The 18,581-nt window shown below is 58.6% G+C and carries 14 protein-coding genes and 2 tRNA genes; 9 read left to right on the forward strand and 7 right to left on the reverse strand.

From position 1 onward, the window contains the following. Positions 1-316 precede the first annotated feature (316 nt). From aceE to IEW73_RS12685, 6 genes are all read left to right on the forward strand, one after another. Positions 317-3,091 (forward strand): pyruvate dehydrogenase (acetyl-transferring), homodimeric type, encoded by a 2,775-nt coding sequence (gene aceE / locus IEW73_RS12660; RefSeq protein WP_188675652.1) that lies wholly within the window; start codon positions 317-319, stop codon positions 3,089-3,091. Positions 3,092-3,121: 30 nt separating this feature from the next. Continuing rightward, a complete protein-coding gene (locus tag IEW73_RS12665) occupies positions 3,122-4,363 on the forward strand; it encodes a PucR family transcriptional regulator (protein ID WP_188675654.1) in 1,242 nt (413 codons plus the stop codon). A 143-nt stretch (positions 4,364-4,506) separates the two neighbouring features. Continuing rightward, entirely contained in the window at positions 4,507-5,439 is a 933-nt protein-coding gene (locus IEW73_RS12670) for an ACP S-malonyltransferase (protein WP_188675657.1), read from the forward strand. Between the two features lie 52 nt (positions 5,440-5,491). Beyond that, positions 5,492-5,791 (forward strand): meromycolate extension acyl carrier protein AcpM, encoded by a 300-nt coding sequence (gene acpM, locus IEW73_RS12675; protein WP_188675660.1) that lies wholly within the window; start codon positions 5,492-5,494, stop codon positions 5,789-5,791. 2 nt (positions 5,792-5,793) lie between these two features. Then, positions 5,794-7,071 (forward strand): KasA/KasB family beta-ketoacyl-ACP synthase, encoded by a 1,278-nt coding sequence (locus IEW73_RS12680; protein ID WP_188675663.1) that lies wholly within the window; start codon positions 5,794-5,796, stop codon positions 7,069-7,071. Between the two features lie 132 nt (positions 7,072-7,203). Beyond that, entirely contained in the window at positions 7,204-8,655 is a 1,452-nt protein-coding gene (locus tag IEW73_RS12685) for an acyl-CoA carboxylase subunit beta (RefSeq protein ID WP_188675666.1), read from the forward strand. Positions 8,656-8,753: 98 nt separating this feature from the next. Here IEW73_RS12685 and IEW73_RS12690 read toward each other — a convergent pair whose 3' ends face one another. Continuing rightward, positions 8,754-9,266 (reverse strand): DUF3145 domain-containing protein, encoded by a 513-nt coding sequence (locus tag IEW73_RS12690; RefSeq protein WP_188675669.1) that lies wholly within the window; start codon positions 9,264-9,266, stop codon positions 8,754-8,756. 254 nt (positions 9,267-9,520) lie between these two features. Next, positions 9,521-10,336, reverse strand: coding sequence for a serine hydrolase domain-containing protein (locus IEW73_RS12695; protein WP_188675672.1), 816 nt, complete (start codon positions 10,334-10,336; stop codon positions 9,521-9,523). A gap of 69 nt (positions 10,337-10,405) precedes the next feature. Between IEW73_RS12695 and IEW73_RS12700 the strand changes: the two genes are divergently transcribed. Beyond that, positions 10,406-11,407 (forward strand): SMP-30/gluconolactonase/LRE family protein, encoded by a 1,002-nt coding sequence (locus tag IEW73_RS12700; RefSeq protein WP_229675995.1) that lies wholly within the window; start codon positions 10,406-10,408, stop codon positions 11,405-11,407. Between the two features lie 162 nt (positions 11,408-11,569). On the opposite strand, the gene IEW73_RS12705 is transcribed toward IEW73_RS12700, so the two are convergent. Continuing rightward, positions 11,570-11,643: transfer RNA gene (locus IEW73_RS12705), tRNA-Ile, on the reverse strand. A 64-nt stretch (positions 11,644-11,707) separates the two neighbouring features. Continuing rightward, positions 11,708-11,780: transfer RNA gene (locus IEW73_RS12710), tRNA-Asn, on the reverse strand. 180 nt (positions 11,781-11,960) lie between these two features. On the opposite strand from IEW73_RS12710, the gene IEW73_RS12715 reads away from it, so the two are divergent. Beyond that, a complete protein-coding gene (locus IEW73_RS12715) occupies positions 11,961-12,221 on the forward strand; it encodes a hypothetical protein (RefSeq protein ID WP_188675675.1) in 261 nt (86 codons plus the stop codon). 58 nt (positions 12,222-12,279) lie between these two features. On the opposite strand, the gene dnaG is transcribed toward IEW73_RS12715, so the two are convergent. From dnaG to IEW73_RS12730, 3 genes are read right to left on the reverse strand one after another with little or no spacing between them, the layout of a single operon-like run. Then, positions 12,280-14,181, reverse strand: coding sequence for a DNA primase (gene dnaG / locus IEW73_RS12720; RefSeq protein ID WP_188675678.1), 1,902 nt, complete (start codon positions 14,179-14,181; stop codon positions 12,280-12,282). 45 nt (positions 14,182-14,226) lie between these two features. Then, positions 14,227-15,504: a deoxyguanosinetriphosphate triphosphohydrolase gene (locus tag IEW73_RS12725; protein WP_188675681.1), complete on the reverse strand. Its 1,278-nt coding sequence runs from the start codon at positions 15,502-15,504 to the stop codon at positions 14,227-14,229. A gap of 26 nt (positions 15,505-15,530) precedes the next feature. Next, positions 15,531-16,148 (reverse strand): YdcF family protein, encoded by a 618-nt coding sequence (locus IEW73_RS12730; RefSeq protein WP_188676903.1) that lies wholly within the window; start codon positions 16,146-16,148, stop codon positions 15,531-15,533. A 188-nt stretch (positions 16,149-16,336) separates the two neighbouring features. Between IEW73_RS12730 and IEW73_RS12735 the strand changes: the two genes are divergently transcribed. Continuing rightward, positions 16,337-18,568: a TPM domain-containing protein gene (locus tag IEW73_RS12735; protein WP_188675708.1), complete on the forward strand. Its 2,232-nt coding sequence runs from the start codon at positions 16,337-16,339 to the stop codon at positions 18,566-18,568. Positions 18,569-18,581: the final 13 nt, after the last annotated feature.

An 18,581-nucleotide genomic window follows, 5' to 3' on the forward strand; every position in this document is an offset into this window, starting at 1 on the left:
AAACATCGGTTGTGTTGTCCCTAGGACGGCTGTTGCAGAACTAAAGGTTCCAGCCGTTACGGTCCCAGCTTTACCATCCCCGCCGTAGATTGCACTACTCGCGGCGATCTGCCCGCACCTATTCACGGTACTTACACTACCTGCTCTGCGAGGTTGTTGCCGACGTTTACCGGCCGACGGGGGTTTGGGCCTTGTTTTCTCATGGCACTCCCGCGCACCGCTTAGCGAAAGTAATGTGGATTACACCTGCTGCGGCATCGGAAACCCTTCGGCCGCGGCGGCGCCCACGAGGTACACGCCCACAAGGAGTAATCGAGTGCCGAATCAAGAACCTGCATCTAATGAAGCCAAAGACCGCGACCGTGTTCGAGTTATTCGCGAGGGCATAGCGTCGTATCTACCGGACATTGACCCGGAAGAGACAACGGAATGGCTGGAGTCGTTCGATTCGATGCTGGCGCATTCTTCACCCGCGCGTGGACGCTATCTCCTACTGCGACTTCTTGAGCGGGCCAGTGAGCGCCGGGTTGCGGTTCCCGCTTTAACGTCGACAGATTATGTGAACACGATCCCGACGGAACACGAGCCGTGGTTCCCAGGCGACGAGGATGTCGAGCGGCGCTATCGCGCATGGATCCGGTGGAACGCTGCGATCATGGTGCATCGCGCACAGCGCCCAGGTGTTGGCGTGGGCGGACATATTTCGACTTATGCGTCTTCTGCCGCTCTGTACGAGGTGGGGTTTAATCACTTCTTCCGAGGTAAATCGCACCCGGGCGGCGGGGATCAGATTTTTATCCAAGGGCACGCCTCGCCTGGCATTTATGCGCGTGCGTTCCTTGAAGGCAGGTTGACGTCAGATCAGTTGGATGGGTTCCGGCAGGAACATAGCCATGCGGGAGCGGGCGGAGGGTTGCCGTCGTATCCCCACCCTCGTTTGATGCCGGAGTTCTGGGAATTCCCCACGGTGTCTATGGGCTTGGGGCCTATGAATGCCATCTATCAGGCGCGCTTCAACCACTACTTGCATGGTCGTGGCATCAAGGACACGTCGGACCAGCATGTGTGGGCATTCCTCGGCGATGGCGAGATGGATGAACCCGAATCTCGCGGGTTGGTGCATGTGGCGGCCATGGAGGGGCTGGATAACCTGACATTCGTGGTCAACTGCAATTTGCAGCGGTTGGATGGTCCAGTGCGCGGCAACGGGAAGATCATTCAGGAATTGGAGTCATTCTTCCGGGGCGCTGGCTGGCATGTCATCAAGGTCATCTGGGGCCGCGAGTGGGATTCGCTGTTTTATGCCGATAAAGACGGCGCGCTGGTCAATTTGATGAATACGACGCCTGACGGTGACTTCCAGACGTACAAGGCTAATGACGGCGACTACGTTCGGGAGCATTTCTTTGGGCGCGATCCGCGAACTAAGGAACTGGTGAAGGACCTCAGTGACAGCGATATTTGGAACTTAAAGCGTGGCGGCCACGACTATCGCAAGGTCCACGCGGCGTATCAATCAGCGATGCAGCACAAGGGTCAACCGACGGTAATTCTGGCGCACACCATCAAGGGCTATTCGTTGGGCTCGCATTTCGAAGGGCGTAACGCGACGCATCAGATGAAGAAGCTCGCACTCGATGACTTGAAGCAGTTTCGCGACACCCAGCGGATTCCTATTTCGGATGAGGAACTGGAGAAGGATCCATACTTGCCGCCGTACTATCACCCCGGCAATGACGCTCCTGAGATTCAGTACATGATTGCGCGCCGCACTGCGCTGGGCGGTTTTTTGCCGCAGCGGCGTAACAAGGCGCGGGCGTTGAAGTTGCCTGATGATAAGCCGTATCAGGCCATTCGGAAGGGGTCGGGCAAGCAGGAAGTCGCCACAACTATGGCGATTGTGCGGCTGTTTAAAGAGCTGCTGCGAGACAAGGAGATCGGAAAGCGGATTGTGCCGATCATTCCGGACGAGGCTCGCACGTTCGGCATGGATTCGTGGTTCCCGTCGCTCAAGATTTATAACCGCCTTGGGCAGCTGTATACGTCTGTCGACGCAGACCTGATGCTTGCGTACAAGGAGTCGACTTCGGGGCAGATCCTGCACGAGGGAATTAACGAAGCTGGTTCTGTTGGTTCGTTCATCGCTACTGGCACGTCGTATTCGACCCATGACGAGCCGATGATCCCGGTTTACATCTTCTATTCGATGTTCGGTTTTCAACGCACCGGGGATAGCTTTTGGGCTGCGGCAGATCAGATGACCCGTGGGTTCATTCTCGGTGCGACGGCGGGGCGTACGACGTTGACGGGCGAGGGACTGCAGCATGCGGATGGGCACTCTCACACCCTGGCGTCGACCAATCCCGCGGTTATCGGCTATGACCCCGCGTTTGCTTTTGAGGTCTCCTACATTGTGAAGGACGGGTTGCGCCGTATGTTCGGTGACGACCCAGAAAACATTTTTTACTACATCACGCTGTATAACGAACCGTTTGTGCAGCCTGCCGAACCTGAAGATCTGGATGTTGATGCTCTTCTGAAAGGGATATACCGGTACTCGAAGGCGCCGGGTGGTCGTGTTAGGGCAAATATTTTGGCATCGGGGATTTCATTGCCGTGGGCGATTCGTGCGCAGGAACTTCTCGCTGAGGAGTGGGATGTCGCTGCTGATGTGTGGTCGGTGACGTCGTGGTCGGAGTTGCGTCGCGACGGTCGGCGCTGCGAAGACGCCGCATTAAAGAACCCGTCGGCAGATAAGGGCGAGGCGTTTGTGACTCGAATGCTGTCGAGCGCCGATGGCCCATTCGTCGGTGTTTCTGACTGGGAGAGCGCCGTGCCGGACCAAATTCGTACGTGGGTCCCGGGACATTATGTGACTTTGGGGGCCGATGGTTTTGGGTTCTCAGATACACGACCAGCGGCGCGCAGGTTTTTTAACATCGATGCTGAATCAATCGCGGTGGGTGTTTTGAGTGCTCTGGCAGACACTGGTGAGGTGGATAGGAAGCTCGCCGCGGAGGCTGCTGAGAAGTACCAAATAGATGATGTAGCAAGCGCTCCGGCCCAAACCTCGGATCCAGGGGTGGCGTGATCTGCGCCACGGTGGCGGTACTGTGACGATATGACTGGCAAGGATCAGCGCAGTTCGCGCACGGATACGAATCCGCTTTCCGACGCGTTGTTGCGCCGCGTAAAGCAGTACTCCGGACGCTTGTCTACCGAAGCCGTGAACTCCATGCACGAGCAGTTGCCGTTCTTCGCGGATCTTGATGCTGACCAACGGGCGACTGTTCATTTGCTTGTGCAGAACGCGGTGTCTGGCTTCGTGGACTGGTTGAAGGATCCGCACCGCGACATTTGGAAGACTGTTGATTCGTTTCGCGTAGTCCCCCACGACCTCGCTCGCAGAGTGACGCTGCGGCAAACCGTCGAGATGGTGCGGGTTGCCATGGAGTTTTTCGAACGGTACTTGCCTTTGCTGACGCGCAATGAGCAGCAACTGGGGGCGTTGACCGAAGCAGTGCTGCGGTATCGGGTTGAGATTGGGTTTGCTGCCGCAGCGGTGTATGCGTCAGCAGCGGAATCGCGAGGTGCGTGGGACACTCGGCTTGAGGCGTTGGTGGTTGATGCTGTGGTGCGCGGCGACTCTGACTCAGCGATGCTGTCGCGTGCTGCGACTTTGAACTGGGAAGCGAATGCACCTGCGACAGTGATCGTGGGTTCGCCTCCACCTGATGGGGGCGTCTCAGCGGTGAGCACTGTCCATATTGCGGCTCAGAAGCATGGACGTTCGGCACTGTCGGTGGTCCAAGGCGCCACGTTGGTCGCCATTGTTAATGGGGAAATCGCTCCGCGGAGTGAATTTATGTCTGCGCTCTTGACGGCGTTTTCGGATAGTTACGTGGTCGTTGGTCCAACAGCCCGCACTCTGGCGACTGCTCATGCGAGCGCGCGGGAGGCGTTGAGCGGCTTGCGTGCGGCCCCGGGTTGGCGATCTGCGCCGCGTCCTGTGTTCGCATCTGACCTACTTCCGGAGCGCGCATTGCTGGCTGATCCCATTGCTGTGCGGGCGCTGAACGAGCAGATTGTGATTCCACTAGCGAAGGCTGGGAATGCTCTGGGCGAGACTTTGGATGTCTATTTGGACACCGGTGGCGCGGTGGAGGCTTGTGCCCGCGCTTTGTTCGTTCATCCAAACACAGTCCGATATCGGTTGAAGAAAATATCGGAGATTACAGGGCGTGAGCCAAGCAATCCGCGGGACGCACACGTGCTCAGAGTGGCGGAATCTGTGGGTAGATTGATTCGCTCTGATGCAGAACCGTTACTTCAGTTCCCAGATATCACTTCAGTAACACTGTGAAAAAGTTCTCTGTAACATTTGGCCCTGTGCTGGCGATGTTCAGCAGTTTTCGACGCTTTTGTGGGAACCCCACAATTGATGGCACAAAGGTTGGTGCTTAAAAACACCTGAGAAAACCGCTCAAAGGGTGTTCTGTAGAGCACGTGATAGCACTACTAGCTCCAGGACAAGGCGCCCAGAAGTCGGGCATGCTTGCAGCATGGCTTGAGCTACCCGGTATACATGACCGCGTAGCTCAATGGTCAAAGGCTGCAGGCCTCGATCTCGTTCGTCTCGGCACCACCGCCGACGACGCAGAGATCACCGACACTGCCGTCACCCAACCGCTAGTTGTCGCTACTGCGTTGCTGGTGTTCGAAGAGATTGCGCACCGCGGCCTTTTCGACGCCCACCCTGAACTTGGATCGATCACGGCCGGACACTCGGTTGGTGAACTAGCTGCCGCAGCATTCGCGGGTGTCATCTCGTGCGACGACGCTGTCGCACTTGCCGCCACCCGTGGCCGCGCGATGGCAGAAGCTTGCGCTCTCGAGGAGACCGGGATGACCGCGATCCTCGGTGGCGTCGAAGCTGACGTCCTCGCCCGACTCGACGAACTCAACCTAGTGCCCGCGAACCGGAATGCGCCTGGACAAATCGTTGCAGCAGGCTCGCTGCCCGCGCTCGCCGCACTAGCCGAGAACCCACCTGAGCGCGCCAAACTCCGCCCCCTCGCCGTTGCGGGAGCATTTCACTCGAAGTACATGGCGCCGGCTCAAGATGCAGTTGCTGAAGCTGCGTCATCGGTCGATACCGCGAATCCCGAGCGGACATTGTTGTCCAACTCCGATGGGAAACCGGTGACCACCGGCAGCGAAGCGCTAAACAAGATTGTCGCGCAAGTTACCAACCCAGTGCGCTGGGACTTGTGCAACGAAACACTGCAGAACATCACCCTCGGCGGCATCGTGGAGCTAACACCAGCGGGAACACTCACTGGAATAGCGAAACGCTCCCTCCGCGGAGTTCCGCAGGTAGCAGTTAATACGCCAGAGGACCTCGACAAACTTGTCGAACTCCTCAACAGCGATAACTGACAACTTCATAACGCCAATACCTAAGAAATAAACGAGAAGGGAGCCATATTCCATGGCCGCAACCCAGGAAGATATCGTCGCCGGACTAGCTTCGATCATCGAAGAAGTCACCGGAATTGAACCATCTGAGGTGACGATCGAGAAGTCCTTCGTTGACGACCTTGACATCGACTCCCTTTCGATGGTGGAGATCGCGGTGCAGACCGAAGACAAGTACGGCATCAAGATCCCTGACGAAGACCTCGCGTCTCTGCGCACAGTCGGCGACGCCGTCAACTACATCCAGCGTCTTGAGGCCGAAGGTGTTGAAGGCGTAAACACCGACGCCCTCAAAGGTGCGAGCGAGAACTGATCGTGTCACATTCCGCTACTCCGTCCCCCAGTGCTGGACCCGCCTCTAGCGGCTCCGGCTATCCTTCCGTCGTCGTGACTGGTTTCGCTGCAAACACATCGCTTGCAGGCGATATCGACTCGACGTGGAAGGGATTGCTCGCGGGCGAGAGCGGCATCGAGGCGCTTACCGATCCGTGGATTGAAGAATATGGAATACCGGTGCGGATCGGTGGGCGGCTCAAGGTTCAGCCGTCAGAATCACTCACCAAAGTTCAAATCCGCCGAATGGATTTTGTCGAGCAACTTGCGCTCGTAGAAGGCCGTAAAGCCTGGGCGCACGCTGGCTCACCTGAGGTCGACAAAGATCGACTTGCGGTCGTCATCGGCACCGGAATCGGTGGCGTTGACACTTTGGTGCAATCAAACTTGGCGCTCCGCAGTGGCGGAGCACGCAAAGTTTCCCCGATGGCCGTGCCAATGATGATGCCCAATGGGCCTGCCGCCACAGTCGGGCTTGAACTCTCCGCCCAAGCTGGAGTGCACACACCGGTTTCTGCATGTGCGTCTGGTTCCGAGGCAATCGCTCAAGCCTGGCGAATGATCGCTCTTGGCGACGCTGATGTCGTGGTTACAGGTGGAGTTGAATCTTTCATCGACCCGATGGCTATCGCCGGTTTCTCCATGATGCGGGCAATGAGCACGCGAAATGACGACCCGAAGGGTGCTTCACGGCCATTTGACCGTGACCGCGACGGGTTCGTTTTTGGCGAAGCTGGTGCCGTGCTTGTGCTCGAACGTGAGGATTACGCCCGCGCCCGCGGTGCGACAATCCACGCACGAGTACTTGGTGCGGGTACGACATCGGATGGTTACCACATCGTCGCCCCAGAACCCGATGGCACTGGTGCAGCCAGGGCTATGGTCAAAGCAATGCGAGTAGCTGGGGTGTCCCCCAGTGAAGTCGCACATATCAATGCGCATGCCACAGCCACTTCGGTGGGTGACATCGCAGAAGCACGAGCTATCAATTCAGCAGTGGGATCACACCCGGCGGTCTATGCCGCTAAGTCAGCTCTCGGTCACTCCATTGGAGCGGTCGGTGCGCTGGAGTCGATCCTGACAGTTCTCAGCTTGAGAGAAGGGGTTATCCCCCCAACGCTCAATCTTGAGAATCAAGACCCCGAAGTCAACATTGATGTGGTCGCGGGCGAACCCCGGCACGGACAGTTCGACATCGCCATCAAGAACTCATTCGGTTTCGGCGGGCATAACGTCTCGATTGTTTTCGCCAGAGCATAGGCGAAAGCGACGCGTGGGCGTTCACCGCCAGCGCCGCCGGTGAACGACTGACGTGACGACAAGTAACACATAGCGAAACAAACGAGACATACATATAGAAGCAGTTCAACCGGACTGGGATTTGGAGGAGCGATGACCGTCTTGGCGCCGAGGACCACTCGGGACACCACGCCGGACCCGCGGGACCCGCTGGGCCGTCTACAACGCTTCTTCGATCCTGGTTCGATTAGCTTGCTGCACCCGCGCGACAATTCGGGAGTCCTCGCCGCAGCAGGGCGAGTCGACGGCGTGCGCACGATTGCGTATTGCACCGATGGCACCATCATGGGCGGCGCAATGGGCGTCGACGGATGTGCACACATTGTCAACGCTATTGATACAGCCTTGGAAGAAGAACTTCCCATTGTGGGTCTGTGGCACTCCGGTGGCGCACGCCTGGCAGAGGGTGTCGAAGCCCTCCACGCTGTTGGACTTGTCTTTGAGGCAATGGTCCGGGCGTCGGGCACAATTCCACAAATTTCTGTGGTGCTCGGTTTTGCTGCCGGTGGCGCTGCTTACGGCCCGGCCCTGACAGATGTTGTCATCATGGCTCCGGACAGTCGCGTATTTGTGACTGGCCCTGACGTGGTGCGCTCGGTCACTGGTGAGCAGGTCGATATGGCTGCACTCGGCGGGCCTGAGACTCACACTCGTAAATCTGGCGTGGCACACATTGCTGCTGCCGATGAGCCGGATGCGATGCATCAAGCTCGCGGACTTGTCTCCCTCTTGGCTGATCAGGGCCAGATGGACGTTAACGCAGCGAAGCTCGGCGATACCGACCTGAAGGCGCTGCTACCTGAGTCGAATCGGCGCGCTTACGACATACACCCGGTTATTCGCCAGTTGCTTGACCGTGTCAACGTGGGCGACGGAAACGAAACTTCCAGCTTCATCGAACTGCAAGCAAAATGGGCGCCCAACGTGGTGGTCGGTTTCGGTCGCCTCGGCGGACGATCCGTCGGCGTTTTGGCAAACAACCCACTGCGCCTCGGCGGTTGCTTGAATTCTGAGAGCGCTGAGAAGGCAGCCCGGTTTGTGCGCCTATGCGACGCATTCGGTGTTCCGATCGTTGTGCTGGTGGACGTACCTGGATACCTTCCTGGTGTTAGCCAGGAGTGGGAAGGCGTTGTTCGACGTGGAGCTAAGCTGCTTCACGCGTTTGCTGAAGCGACAGTGCCACGCGTGACTCTGGTTCTCCGTAAGGCATATGGCGGCGCGTACATCGCCATGAACTCCCGCGCGCTAGGTGCCACCAAGGTGTTTGCGTGGCCGAATGGTGAAGTTGCAGTTATGGGCGCGAAGGCCGCTGTTGGCATCTTGCACAAGCGTGCACTGGCTGCCGCTGCGACTGATGCCGAGCGTGAAGCTTTGCACCAACGGCTCGCCGACGAGCACGAGGCGATTGCTGGCGGAGTTGGTCGAGCACTAGATATTGGTGTGGTTGACGAGCAGATTGACCCGACTGTGACCCGCAGCCGACTCGCAGAAGCGATTGCGGCCGCGCCTCAGCGCCGAGGTCAACACAAGAACATCCCGCTCTGATGTAATGCAACACGCTGTGTGAGTCACCGAGAATCATTCCGGTGAGGTGCACAGCGTGTTTTTACTGTTCGCAAGAGTTCCGGTGAACATGCTTTTCGTCAGCCAACACGGCGGCTGATCCAGGTAACTTCAGCGCCTTCACCGGCGAAGCGGAATGGTTCTAGCTCAGCATCCCAGTCAGTTCCCAGTTCTTCGTTGAGGGCAGCTTGAAGGTCGTTCGGACGCGAAGCCATTAGAGCGCGCAGCCGCAACTCACTGATGACAGTGTCGCCATTGGCGCTCATTGTCCCGCGCCATAGTCCACGTTCAGGCGTGAAGCAGAAACGTTCTCCGTCGACCCCTTCGCTGACGTCTTCCGTCACTTCAAATCGCAGCTCTGGCCATACGGACAGCGCTGTAGCGAGCCTGGCACCTGTACCAACAGGGCCTACCCAATTTATGGTCGCGCGCAATTCTCCACGCGCGGCCGGTTGCGATGACCAACGCACCCGGGCACGGCACCCCAGTGTCGCCGCAATTGCCCAATCCACATGTGGACAGCGGGCACTCGGCGACGAATGGACGTGCAGTACACCCGTCGTCGCGTCAGCGATCTGCGTAAATGCCGACACTCAACACCTCCGGTATCTGGAACAGACGAGAAACGTCTTCCCCAAACGACCCTCGACCAGTTACGGCGGTGTTCTATGTGGTGCGCCAGCTTGCGCTTCAACACCACTACCTTACGGACCGCACCGAAGTGCGGCCACAGCATCGCAGTGACCAACCCGGCCCACAGGTGGGCTTTCTGCTAGCACGGCGCTTGCTGCTGCAAATCAGTTTGCACAGTTGTTCGCGATTTCGCTAGCGTTTTGACAAAAATTTGTTACATGTCTGAGATTTCGCTGAGAACCTCGTCGCTGAACTCACTCCACAATGGTTTCGCCCATTCCCCAAAAGCCCTACTTGTCAACAGAGTGAGAGAAATATGCCGACTTGGGTCCACCCACAGAAATGTTCCTGACTGACCAAAATGGCCGAACGTGGCGGGACTATTGAGAGTGCCGGTCCAGTGCGGACTCTTCGTGCCGCGAAGTTCGCACCCTAGCCCCCAGTCACATGGGCGCTGCATGCCGTAGCCAGGCACAACGCCGTCAAGCGAGGGAAATTGGACTTCAGTTGCAGCACTGAATGTTTCATTCGCCAACAGGGTTGGATCGAGCAGTTCCACAGCGAACCGCGTCAGGTCAGAAAGCGTCGACTCCGCCCCATGCCCGGCTGGCCCTGTTAGGGCAGTATTTACCATCCCTAATGGGGCAAATACACCCTCGTGAAGATATTCAGGAAAATCGATTCCCGTTTCTCGCTCAATTAATTCCGCAAGCACCTCAAAACCGGCACTGGAATAAATACGTTTTGTTTCAGGCTCAGCCTGCCGAATACGGTCCGCAAAGGCCATACCGGACGCATGGGACAACAAATGGCGGACTGTTGCGCCGGGCAAACCCGCAGGTTGGTCAAGGTCGATCGCACCCTCTTCAACTGCTAGCAGAGCACCGTACGAAACGAGCAGTTTTGTTACTGATGCGAGCGGCACAACCTTGTTGTCGTCTCCATGAACAACAACGTCACCGTCTGGCGTCACCACTGACGCCGCCGCAAAATCAACCGGCCACGAATCGATCCCTTGCAGACTTTTCACTCCTCCAATCTAGGTGGTGTAAGTTGAACCTGCTTTACACACCCGCAGATCATCAGGCAGAGGGCGGACATGACTTTCCTAGACGCCACTCGCACAGTAATGACAACGTGCGTGCTTACGGCTGTGTCCGTCGCTGCCATGTCATCCGTCGCTGCCATGTCGACAGTCGCGACTGCGCAGCCACTCCCGCCTCTACCTGGCATCACCTCAAGCAGCCTCCCTCCCCTCCCTTCGTGCGGAAACTGGGAGCAAGAAACGGTGGCGCAAGGGCTAGGGCCGCTGGAAAACATCAACTTTGATCAACGCGGCGGAATGCTGCTGTCAGAGCAGTCAGCCAACGGTATCGATGGCTCAATCAAACGCTTAGAAGCCGACGGTCCCCCGAGAACTCTCGTCGCAAATATCGAAAGCCCCGGCGGAATTGTCGTCGACGGCGATACCGCGTACTTCACCACTGGCAATTCATTCCTTTCCGGGCTCACCAACCAAGCTGACGGGACCCTGCGAGCAGTGAATCTCGACTCCGGCAGGGTCACCACCGTGGCTGACGGCCTCCGGATGCCCAATGGTCTTGCCCAACTTCCCGACGGCGACTTCGTTGTGAGCAGAAACTTAGGACCGCATACAGGTCTGACGAAGATCAGCCGCGACGGCACGCAAGTAACCCGGTTTGCGGAGCAGGTGAACTCACCCAACGGCCTCGCACTCGATGCCGAAAGAAATCTCCTTGTCGCATCCACAGCCTTTGATGCCGACACCAACATTGTTCTGATCGACATCGACAACCCCACTACGTCGATGAAATCGATTGCGATACCAGGGTTCGGTGCACTGAATGTCGCCGATGATCTCACGGTGTCACCCGACGGCCAGATTTTTGTCGCTCTCAACGGCGCAGGACGTATCGTGCAAGTTGACCCAGAAGACGGTTCGGCGTGTTCTGTAACTGATTCGGTCCCGTTCGCCTCATCGGTGCGGTTCGGTAGCGGGCCAGGGTGGGATAGCGACTCGTTGTACGTTTCTGACTTCCTTGGAAACGTCACTCGCTTGACGCCGCCCGCGACTCCGTAGCGGTTCCTCAGACCTATAGCTCCACCATATGAGAAGTGGGGCAGTTTCTGGGCCAGTGTCGCCCAACAGCCGGGTGCGGAGGCAAACAGCCAGATGCGGAGGCAAACAGCTAAGGGCGAAAGTCGGGAAATTTCGGTTCGGGCCGAATACTGAATGTAAAAGTGGGGCGGGCGGGGCTCGAACCCGCGACCAGCGGATTATGAGTCCGCGGCTCTAACCGACTGAGCTACCGCCCCTTTGGCATGTTTACCTTACACAAAAATTCAGGCCCCTCAAGAATCTGAGGGGCCTGAATGTGGGCTCCTCCGGCTGGACTCGAACCAGCAACCGTCCGATTAACAGTCGGATGCTCTGCCAATTGAGCTACGGAGGACCGTCAGTGGCCCGTACGCGGGCGTTGACGACTTTAGCGCATAGTGGGCTGTTTATGCCAACTCAGGCAGAAACCTGGGCGTATGTCGTCGTACTGGGTGTCTCATCGCGATGTTGTGGCGATGCTAAGGCAAGATGGGGGCGACGATGTGATAGTTCGGCGCCTGCAGGAGGTTTTGTCATGATTGGTCTAGTTGTGGGCGTTGCTGCCGGTTACGTGCTGGGCACTCGTGCGGGTCGCGAGAGGTATAACCAGATCAGCCGTGCAGCAAAGACGTTGGCGACAAGTCCAGCAACTAAAAAGGCAATTGATGTCGGCCGCCAGAAACTCTCGGAGGCATTGAGCACGGAGCCGAAGCTAGAACGCATAGCAGACATTGACGACAGCACCTCGGTGTATGCGCCGCATGACCGGCAGCGTGGGAACAACGGCCTCGGCTAGATCAACCCCCGGGTAGATCGGCCCCCGGCTAGACCGACCCCCCGGATAGCGAGCCCGCTTAGTACGTCCCCACGCCGGCGTCGCCTACAGCTTTGCTGAGGAGGCTGCGCCGGTATTCTTCAAGCGCAACAAGATCACCAAAAAGCGCATGGTAGTCGGTGGGGTTTTCGCTCGGCGACATGCGTTGAAGCCGGGATTTTAGGTCTGCGATCTGCCGACCAACCCACACTTCTTGGAGTCGCGCCAACACCCCGCCGATATAGCGCGGCACAGCATCGTCATCTACAGGCATTGCCTCGGCTATGAGCGCCGACACCAGCGAGGCGAGCTCATCGTCAAGGTGTTGCTGCACTGCGCTAATCCACTGAGCACCGCTGATGCTGGCCCCTGTGCCGCCCGCGGTTGTGATGGCATGGTGCAACGCTCGGTACGTGGGGTGGGTGAAGGTTTCGTCTGGTAGAGAATCAAACACCGTACCTGCGATGGCTGGGTACTGAAGCGCTGCTTTGAGCGCCTCGCGTTCCGGCCACAGACTCGGATCACGCGGATCTGGTACTGCCGCACCGCCTGATCCTCCTGACCGCACGCGTCGATCACTCTGGTCCGCGCGGTCGGTGGCTTGTGCATTGCTGTGGCGCTGAGCTTCCTCACGCACGCGTTTACGAACTTGCGCTTCCTTGTCCCACCCCACCCATTCTGCGAGCTGACGGGCGTAATCATCACGTAGTGCGCCGTCTTTTATTCGCGCCACGATGGGTACTGTGCGCCGGAGGGCATCGACGCGTCCTTCTGGCGTTTCAAGGTCGTGCTCAGCGAGTGTCGATTGAAGTGCGAAGGCGAACATCGGTGTCCGCTTGGCTATCAGGTCGCGCAGGCCAGCGTCGCCGTGTTTCAGGCGCAAATCGCATGGGTCCATCCCATCAGGCGCGATGGCAACGAATGTGCGGCCAGCGATCTTCTGATCGCCATCAAAGGCCTTGAGTGCTGCTTTGCGGCCAGCTTCATCACCATCGAATGTGAAGATGATTTCGCCGCGGAAGTAGCTGTCATCCATGAGCAAACGCCGCAGAATCGAGGTGTGCTCGTCGCCGAACGCTGTGCCGCTTGAGGCAACAGCGGTGGTGACGCCAGCGAGGTGCATAGCCATGACGTCTGTGTACCCCTCTACGACGACGGCCTGGTGGCTGCGAGCGATATCGCGTTTAGCTAGGTCGAGCCCAAACAACACCTGGGACTTCTTGTACAGAATGGTTTCAGGGGTATTCAAGTATTTCGCTTGCGGGTCGTCGTCAAATAGCTTCCGCGCGCCAAAGCCGATGACATCGCCGGACAGATTCCGGATTGGCCAGACTAGCCGCCGCAAGAAGCGATCCATCGGGCCGCGCTTACCCTGGCGCACGAGTCCGGCAGCTTCCAGTTCCTTAAATTCGAAACCTTGTCGCAGCAGGTGCTTGGCAAGGGTGTCCCAGCCCCCTGGTGCGTAGCCGCACCCAAAGTGCGCTGCCGCAGCGGCATCGAAGTTCCGTTCGGTGAGGTATCGCCTAGCCGTTTCAGCTTCCGGACTACGCAGTTGTTGTGCATAGAACTCCTGCGCCGCAGCGTTAGCCGCTACGAGGCGGGCACGCGTTCCGCGGTCCCGTTGGACCGACGTTCCGCCACCTTCGTAGTTGATGTGGTAGCCAACGCGATCTGCGAGCTGTTCGACTGCCTCCGCGAAAGACACGTGTTCGATCTTTTGGAGAAAGCTGTAGACGTCTCCGCCTTCGCCGCAACCAAAGCAGTGGAAGTGCCCGTGGCTCGGCCGGACGTGAAATGAGGGGCTTTTTTCGTCGTGAAACGGACACAATCCTTTGAGCGAGGACCCCACTCGACGGAGTGAGACGTATTCGCCGACGAGTTCGTCAATAGGCATCCGGTCGCGGATTGCCGCGATATCACGTTCAGGGATTCGGCCAGCCACTCGACGAGTGTACGGCCAAACTGCGCCAGGCCGTAGCGTGGCGGCTTAGCCCCAGCCCGCTTGTGTCCCGCGGCTCGATTTGTCGACGGTTTCGAGCCTGCTTTCTGTGTAGGAGGCGATTTGGTCGACGATGACGCGCATTCTTTCGTCATCATTTCCCGCGGCCGACCATGACGGCACAAACAACGGATCTAGCCCGACTGGTGCTGTGTGCAGCAGGTACTGAGCGACGCGGTGAATCCGGTCCCGTTGACGTTCTTGTTTTGTACGGTGCTGGGGGCTCGACATCACAAACCGCAATGCCATTGTTTTCAACAGCACTACCTCGGCTTCGACCACAGGTGGAATATGAAGGTCGCAGTCGTACCGCCCTAACGGTCCGTCGCCAGCGACTTCGCGTGTGCCTGTGATCGCTGCCGAAGCAAATCGTCCAACGAGTTCGCTAGTCAGTGTCTTGAGTGCGACCGAACTGGTCATGCTGCCGTCGTACTCCCCTACGGCCGATACGACCGGCATTGCCGCCAGCCGTTTCGCAGCCTCGATGAGGATTTCCCCGTCCGCGAAATGAAACTCGCGCATGCCGAATGCGGCTAGTTCTTTCTGCTCGGTTGGGTCCGTGAGCGCGGCCAACGAAAGCCGTCCTTCAATGACGCCGTCCTCCACATCGTGGACGGAGTAGGCCACGTCGTCTGACCAGTCCATAATCTGGGTTTCGAGTGAGCGCTTGTTGCCTGGTGCGCCTTTGCGTAGCCAGGTCATGGCCGCTGCGTCGTCGTCGTAGGCGCCGAACTTTCTGCTACCGACCCGTCGAGTCCATGGGTATTTCACTGCGGCGTCAAGCGATGCGCGTGTGAGGTTCAGTCCCACACTTCTTCCGTCCTCGTCGAGCACCTTGGGTTCGAGTCGGCACAGGATCCGTAGGCTCTGTGCGTTTCCTTCAAAGCCACCATGGTTTTCAGCGACCTCGTCAAGTGCTCGTTCACCGTTGTGCCCGTATGGGGGGTGACCGAGGTCGTGGGCAAGACCGGCAAGGTCAACGAGATCAGCGTCGCACCCGAGGCCGTCCGCGATGCTGCGACCAATCTGCGCAACCTCCATCGAGTGGGTCAGTCGGGTTCGGGGTGTGTCACCGTCTCGTGGGCCCACCACCTGCGTCTTGTCCGCGAGCCTTCGAAGCGCTGCTGAATGCAGCACTCGTGCGCGGTCGCGACTAAAGGGACTTCGATGTTGGGATGAGGCTCCGTTTAGTGCTGCGCGCTTTGGTCCCTCATGCACCATCCGCTCAGTGTCGTGTGGGGTGTACTGGTAACCACGCTGGGTCATTACGGCGTCCTCATGTCTTCGGTGCGCTACAAGCTCGGGATGAACGACACATCATGCGACGAGTGCGTGAACTGGTAGTACAGCAGTGCTGCCGTCTCCCGTGCGATTCCTTTGAACTGCGACTCACGCGCCCACACTGCTGGCCCAGACCTCACTGGCGCAGAGTTTGCTGATAACCCAGCGTCTTGCGCCATAATCTTGGTGCGGAGCGAATGCCACGGATCTGTTGTCACCACAATGGACGACAAACCCCGTGCAGACAACTCGCGCGCCACGGCTTCGACTGACTCTAGTGTGTCCGCGCCTTCCTCAACGGCGAGGATGTTTTCGGCAGGAACGCCCTGCGCGACGAGGTAGTTTCGACCTGCAGCAGCCTCAGTGAAAACGTCGCCTTCTTGCTTACCTCCCACCGTCACGATGAGCGGCGCGACACCTTGCTGGTGCAGGAAAACCGACTGGTCGAGGCGCGCTCGGAAAACTTCGGTGGGCACTCCGTTGTACTGAGCAGCCCCGAGCACAACAACGGCATCGACGGTCGCTGTGTCAGTGACTCGGGCGACTTGCCACACGCGAAATGCCGTTCCCGCCACGAGCACCAACGCGATTAAGACAGTTCCGATGACGAGTCTGCCTATCCACCGCATCACCACCGACACAAACTCGCCCCCACTATCGCGTTACACCGAATTGTTCGTCGTTGCCGTGACTGCGCTCGAGCGTGCACAACAACACTGCATTCAGTGTGCCAGGCAGTCAACAATAGAGCCCGTTGAGGGGATTGTTTGACGAACCTTGGCGCTCATGTGTCGGACAAATCGGCTAGATTCACAGCATGCACAGTGGGGGAACTAACTCGCCAACTTCACCGCAGCGAGCCAGGTCTCGTTCGTCGTTGTGGGTTGCCATCGTCGTGGCACTGACAGCCGTATTTGCATTGTCGTCCGTGGGGGCATTGTCGTCCGTGGGGGCACTGTCGTCCGTATTGGCGCCACCTTCAGCGCACGCTGAGGCTCCCTTTGAAATGAAAGAGCGCATCGTCGACAACGCCGGTGTGCTCGATGAGAGTGATGTTGTTCGTGTCCGCGAGGAATTAAACGCGCTTTCGGACGCGCACCGCATCCGCTTGTGGGTCGTGTTTACCGACACCTTCAGTGGGGTGAATGAAGCGACGTGGACGGACCAAACCGTCCAATTGAGTGGCTTCGGGGACGCTGATGTTTTGCTTGCAGTAGCCGTCGAAGACCGGATTTACCACTTCAATTTGCCGTCGGCCCTCACAGAAATCTCTGCTTCCGACGAACGCTCGATAATGCGCGATGACATAGAGCCTCACCTCGCGGCAGACAGGTGGGCTGACGCGGCAGTGGGCGCGGCGCAAGGATTGGCACGGGCCGCGGAGCCATCGAGCACAAACCCGATTCCTGGGCTTATCATCCTGGGCGGCATAGCTGGCGGTATTGGGTTCCTCATTATCCGGTCCCGCAGGAAGTCCCGCGCGGGAGAAGAAAAGGCCCTTCGCCAACTCGCCGAGGTTGACCTCACCGACCGCAAGGCCGTCGCTGCGTTCCCCACTCCCGTACTTGACCGCAAGGCGCGCGAAATGCTTGTCGACACCGACAACGCAATCCGGTCTAGTGAAGAGGAACTCGAACGAGCGCGAGACGAATTTGGCGCACCGAGCGTGTCACAGTTCACCCGTGCCATTGAATCGGCGAAACGAAGTCTCGCCTCTGCGTTTCACATTCGACAGCAACTCGACAACAACAAGGCACTACCGGCGCCGCAGCGCCACCATATGCTTGTTGACCTCGTTTCTACCTGCGCCACGGCAGACAAAACGCTCGACGAACAAGTCGATGCTTTTGACGAAATGCGCAACCTTCTCATCAATGCCCCGGAACGAATCAACAGTCTGGCTCAGGACATTGTGGGAGTAACTGTTCGCATTGCGAGCGCAGAGTCCACGCTGGAGGGTCTGAAGACGCGCTACTCCCCCGACGTGCTTGCCTCGATCGGAAACAACCCGGCACTCGTGACAACGCACCTCGAACTGGCTGACGGCTCGATTAGTTCTGCGCGCGAGGCCCTGGGCCGAGGCGATGCTGCCACCGCTGTGGCTGAGATTCGGGCAGCTGAGGCTGCGGTCAGTCAAGCGAAAGAACTTTTAGCTGCGGTAGAAAATGCGGAATCGAATATTCGTGACGCGATGAGTTCCCTTCCGCAGGCCTTGAAGGATGTTGAGCGCGATCTCGAAAAGGCCCGCCACCTCAGCAAGACCGTCGGACTGGGGCGGGAGTCGGCACGAAAACTTGCCGATGCACGCATGCGAGCAGAGGATGCCGTCGCCCGCGCACGCGCTATCCGTGACACCGACCCACTTGGAAGCATGGAACACATTGTGCTCGCCGAAGACGCTCTCGATGACGTCCTCGCTGAAGCTTCACAGACAGCGGAACGCGTCGCTCATGCACAACGCGCACTCGCCAATGACATGTCGGCAGCTCAAGCGCACATCACTGCAGCGCGTGACTTCATCGCTACGCGCCGCGGGGCGGTCAGCGCCCAACCACGCACCCGGCTGGCCGAGGCGGAACGACACCTAGCCCACGCCCGCGAAGCGTCGCACTCCGACCCTGTAGCGGCACTGAACTACGCGCGCGGCGCGGTTCAATTGGCTCGGCAGGCACTCGACCAAGCGCATCGCGAGGTGAAGACGTGGGAAGCACAGCAGCAACGGACATTTGGCTACATGCCGAGCGGTGCGCACAATCAACGAACGCATTCCAGACGCGGGTCTAGTGGCTCCTCGTTTGGCGGCGCCGCTGGCGGCGCAGTGGTTGGTGGAATTCTCGGCGGAATCATCACCGAAGCGATGCGCCAGAGCGGCGGAACTAGTTCCCGTCACCGCGGCGGACGTTCTGGGGGAAGCTTCGGCGGAGGCGGCGCCCGCCGCAGTTCGGGTGTCCGCCGCAGTTCGGGTGTCCGCCGCAGTTCAGGTGTCCGCAGCACCTCATTCGGGGGCCCGCGTACTTCTGGACGACGCGGAGGCGGCGGACGTTTCTGACACAAAGAACGGT

Source organism: Hoyosella rhizosphaerae, assembly GCF_014643175.1.
In the GTDB taxonomy this organism is placed as follows: Bacteria; Actinomycetota; Actinomycetes; order Mycobacteriales; family Mycobacteriaceae; genus Lolliginicoccus; species Lolliginicoccus rhizosphaerae.

What these genes read in the sequence shown, in the direction of transcription:
- IEW73_RS12665 (WP_188675654.1), top strand. Translation starts at nt 3,122, where the DNA reads ATGACTGGCAAGGATCAGCGCAGTTCGCGCACGGATACGAATCCGCTT.
- acpM (WP_188675660.1), top strand. Translation starts at nt 5,492, where the DNA reads ATGGCCGCAACCCAGGAAGATATCGTCGCCGGACTAGCTTCGATCATC.
- IEW73_RS12685 (WP_188675666.1), top strand. Translation starts at nt 7,204, where the DNA reads ATGACCGTCTTGGCGCCGAGGACCACTCGGGACACCACGCCGGACCCG.
- IEW73_RS12700 (WP_229675995.1), top strand. Translation starts at nt 10,406, where the DNA reads ATGACTTTCCTAGACGCCACTCGCACAGTAATGACAACGTGCGTGCTT.
- IEW73_RS12715 (WP_188675675.1), top strand. Translation starts at nt 11,961, where the DNA reads ATGATTGGTCTAGTTGTGGGCGTTGCTGCCGGTTACGTGCTGGGCACT.
- IEW73_RS12725 (WP_188675681.1), bottom strand. Translation starts at nt 15,504, where the DNA reads ATGACCCAGCGTGGTTACCAGTACACCCCACACGACACTGAGCGGATG.
- IEW73_RS12730 (WP_188676903.1), bottom strand. Translation starts at nt 16,148, where the DNA reads ATGCGGTGGATAGGCAGACTCGTCATCGGAACTGTCTTAATCGCGTTG.
- IEW73_RS12735 (WP_188675708.1), top strand. Translation starts at nt 16,337, where the DNA reads ATGCACAGTGGGGGAACTAACTCGCCAACTTCACCGCAGCGAGCCAGG.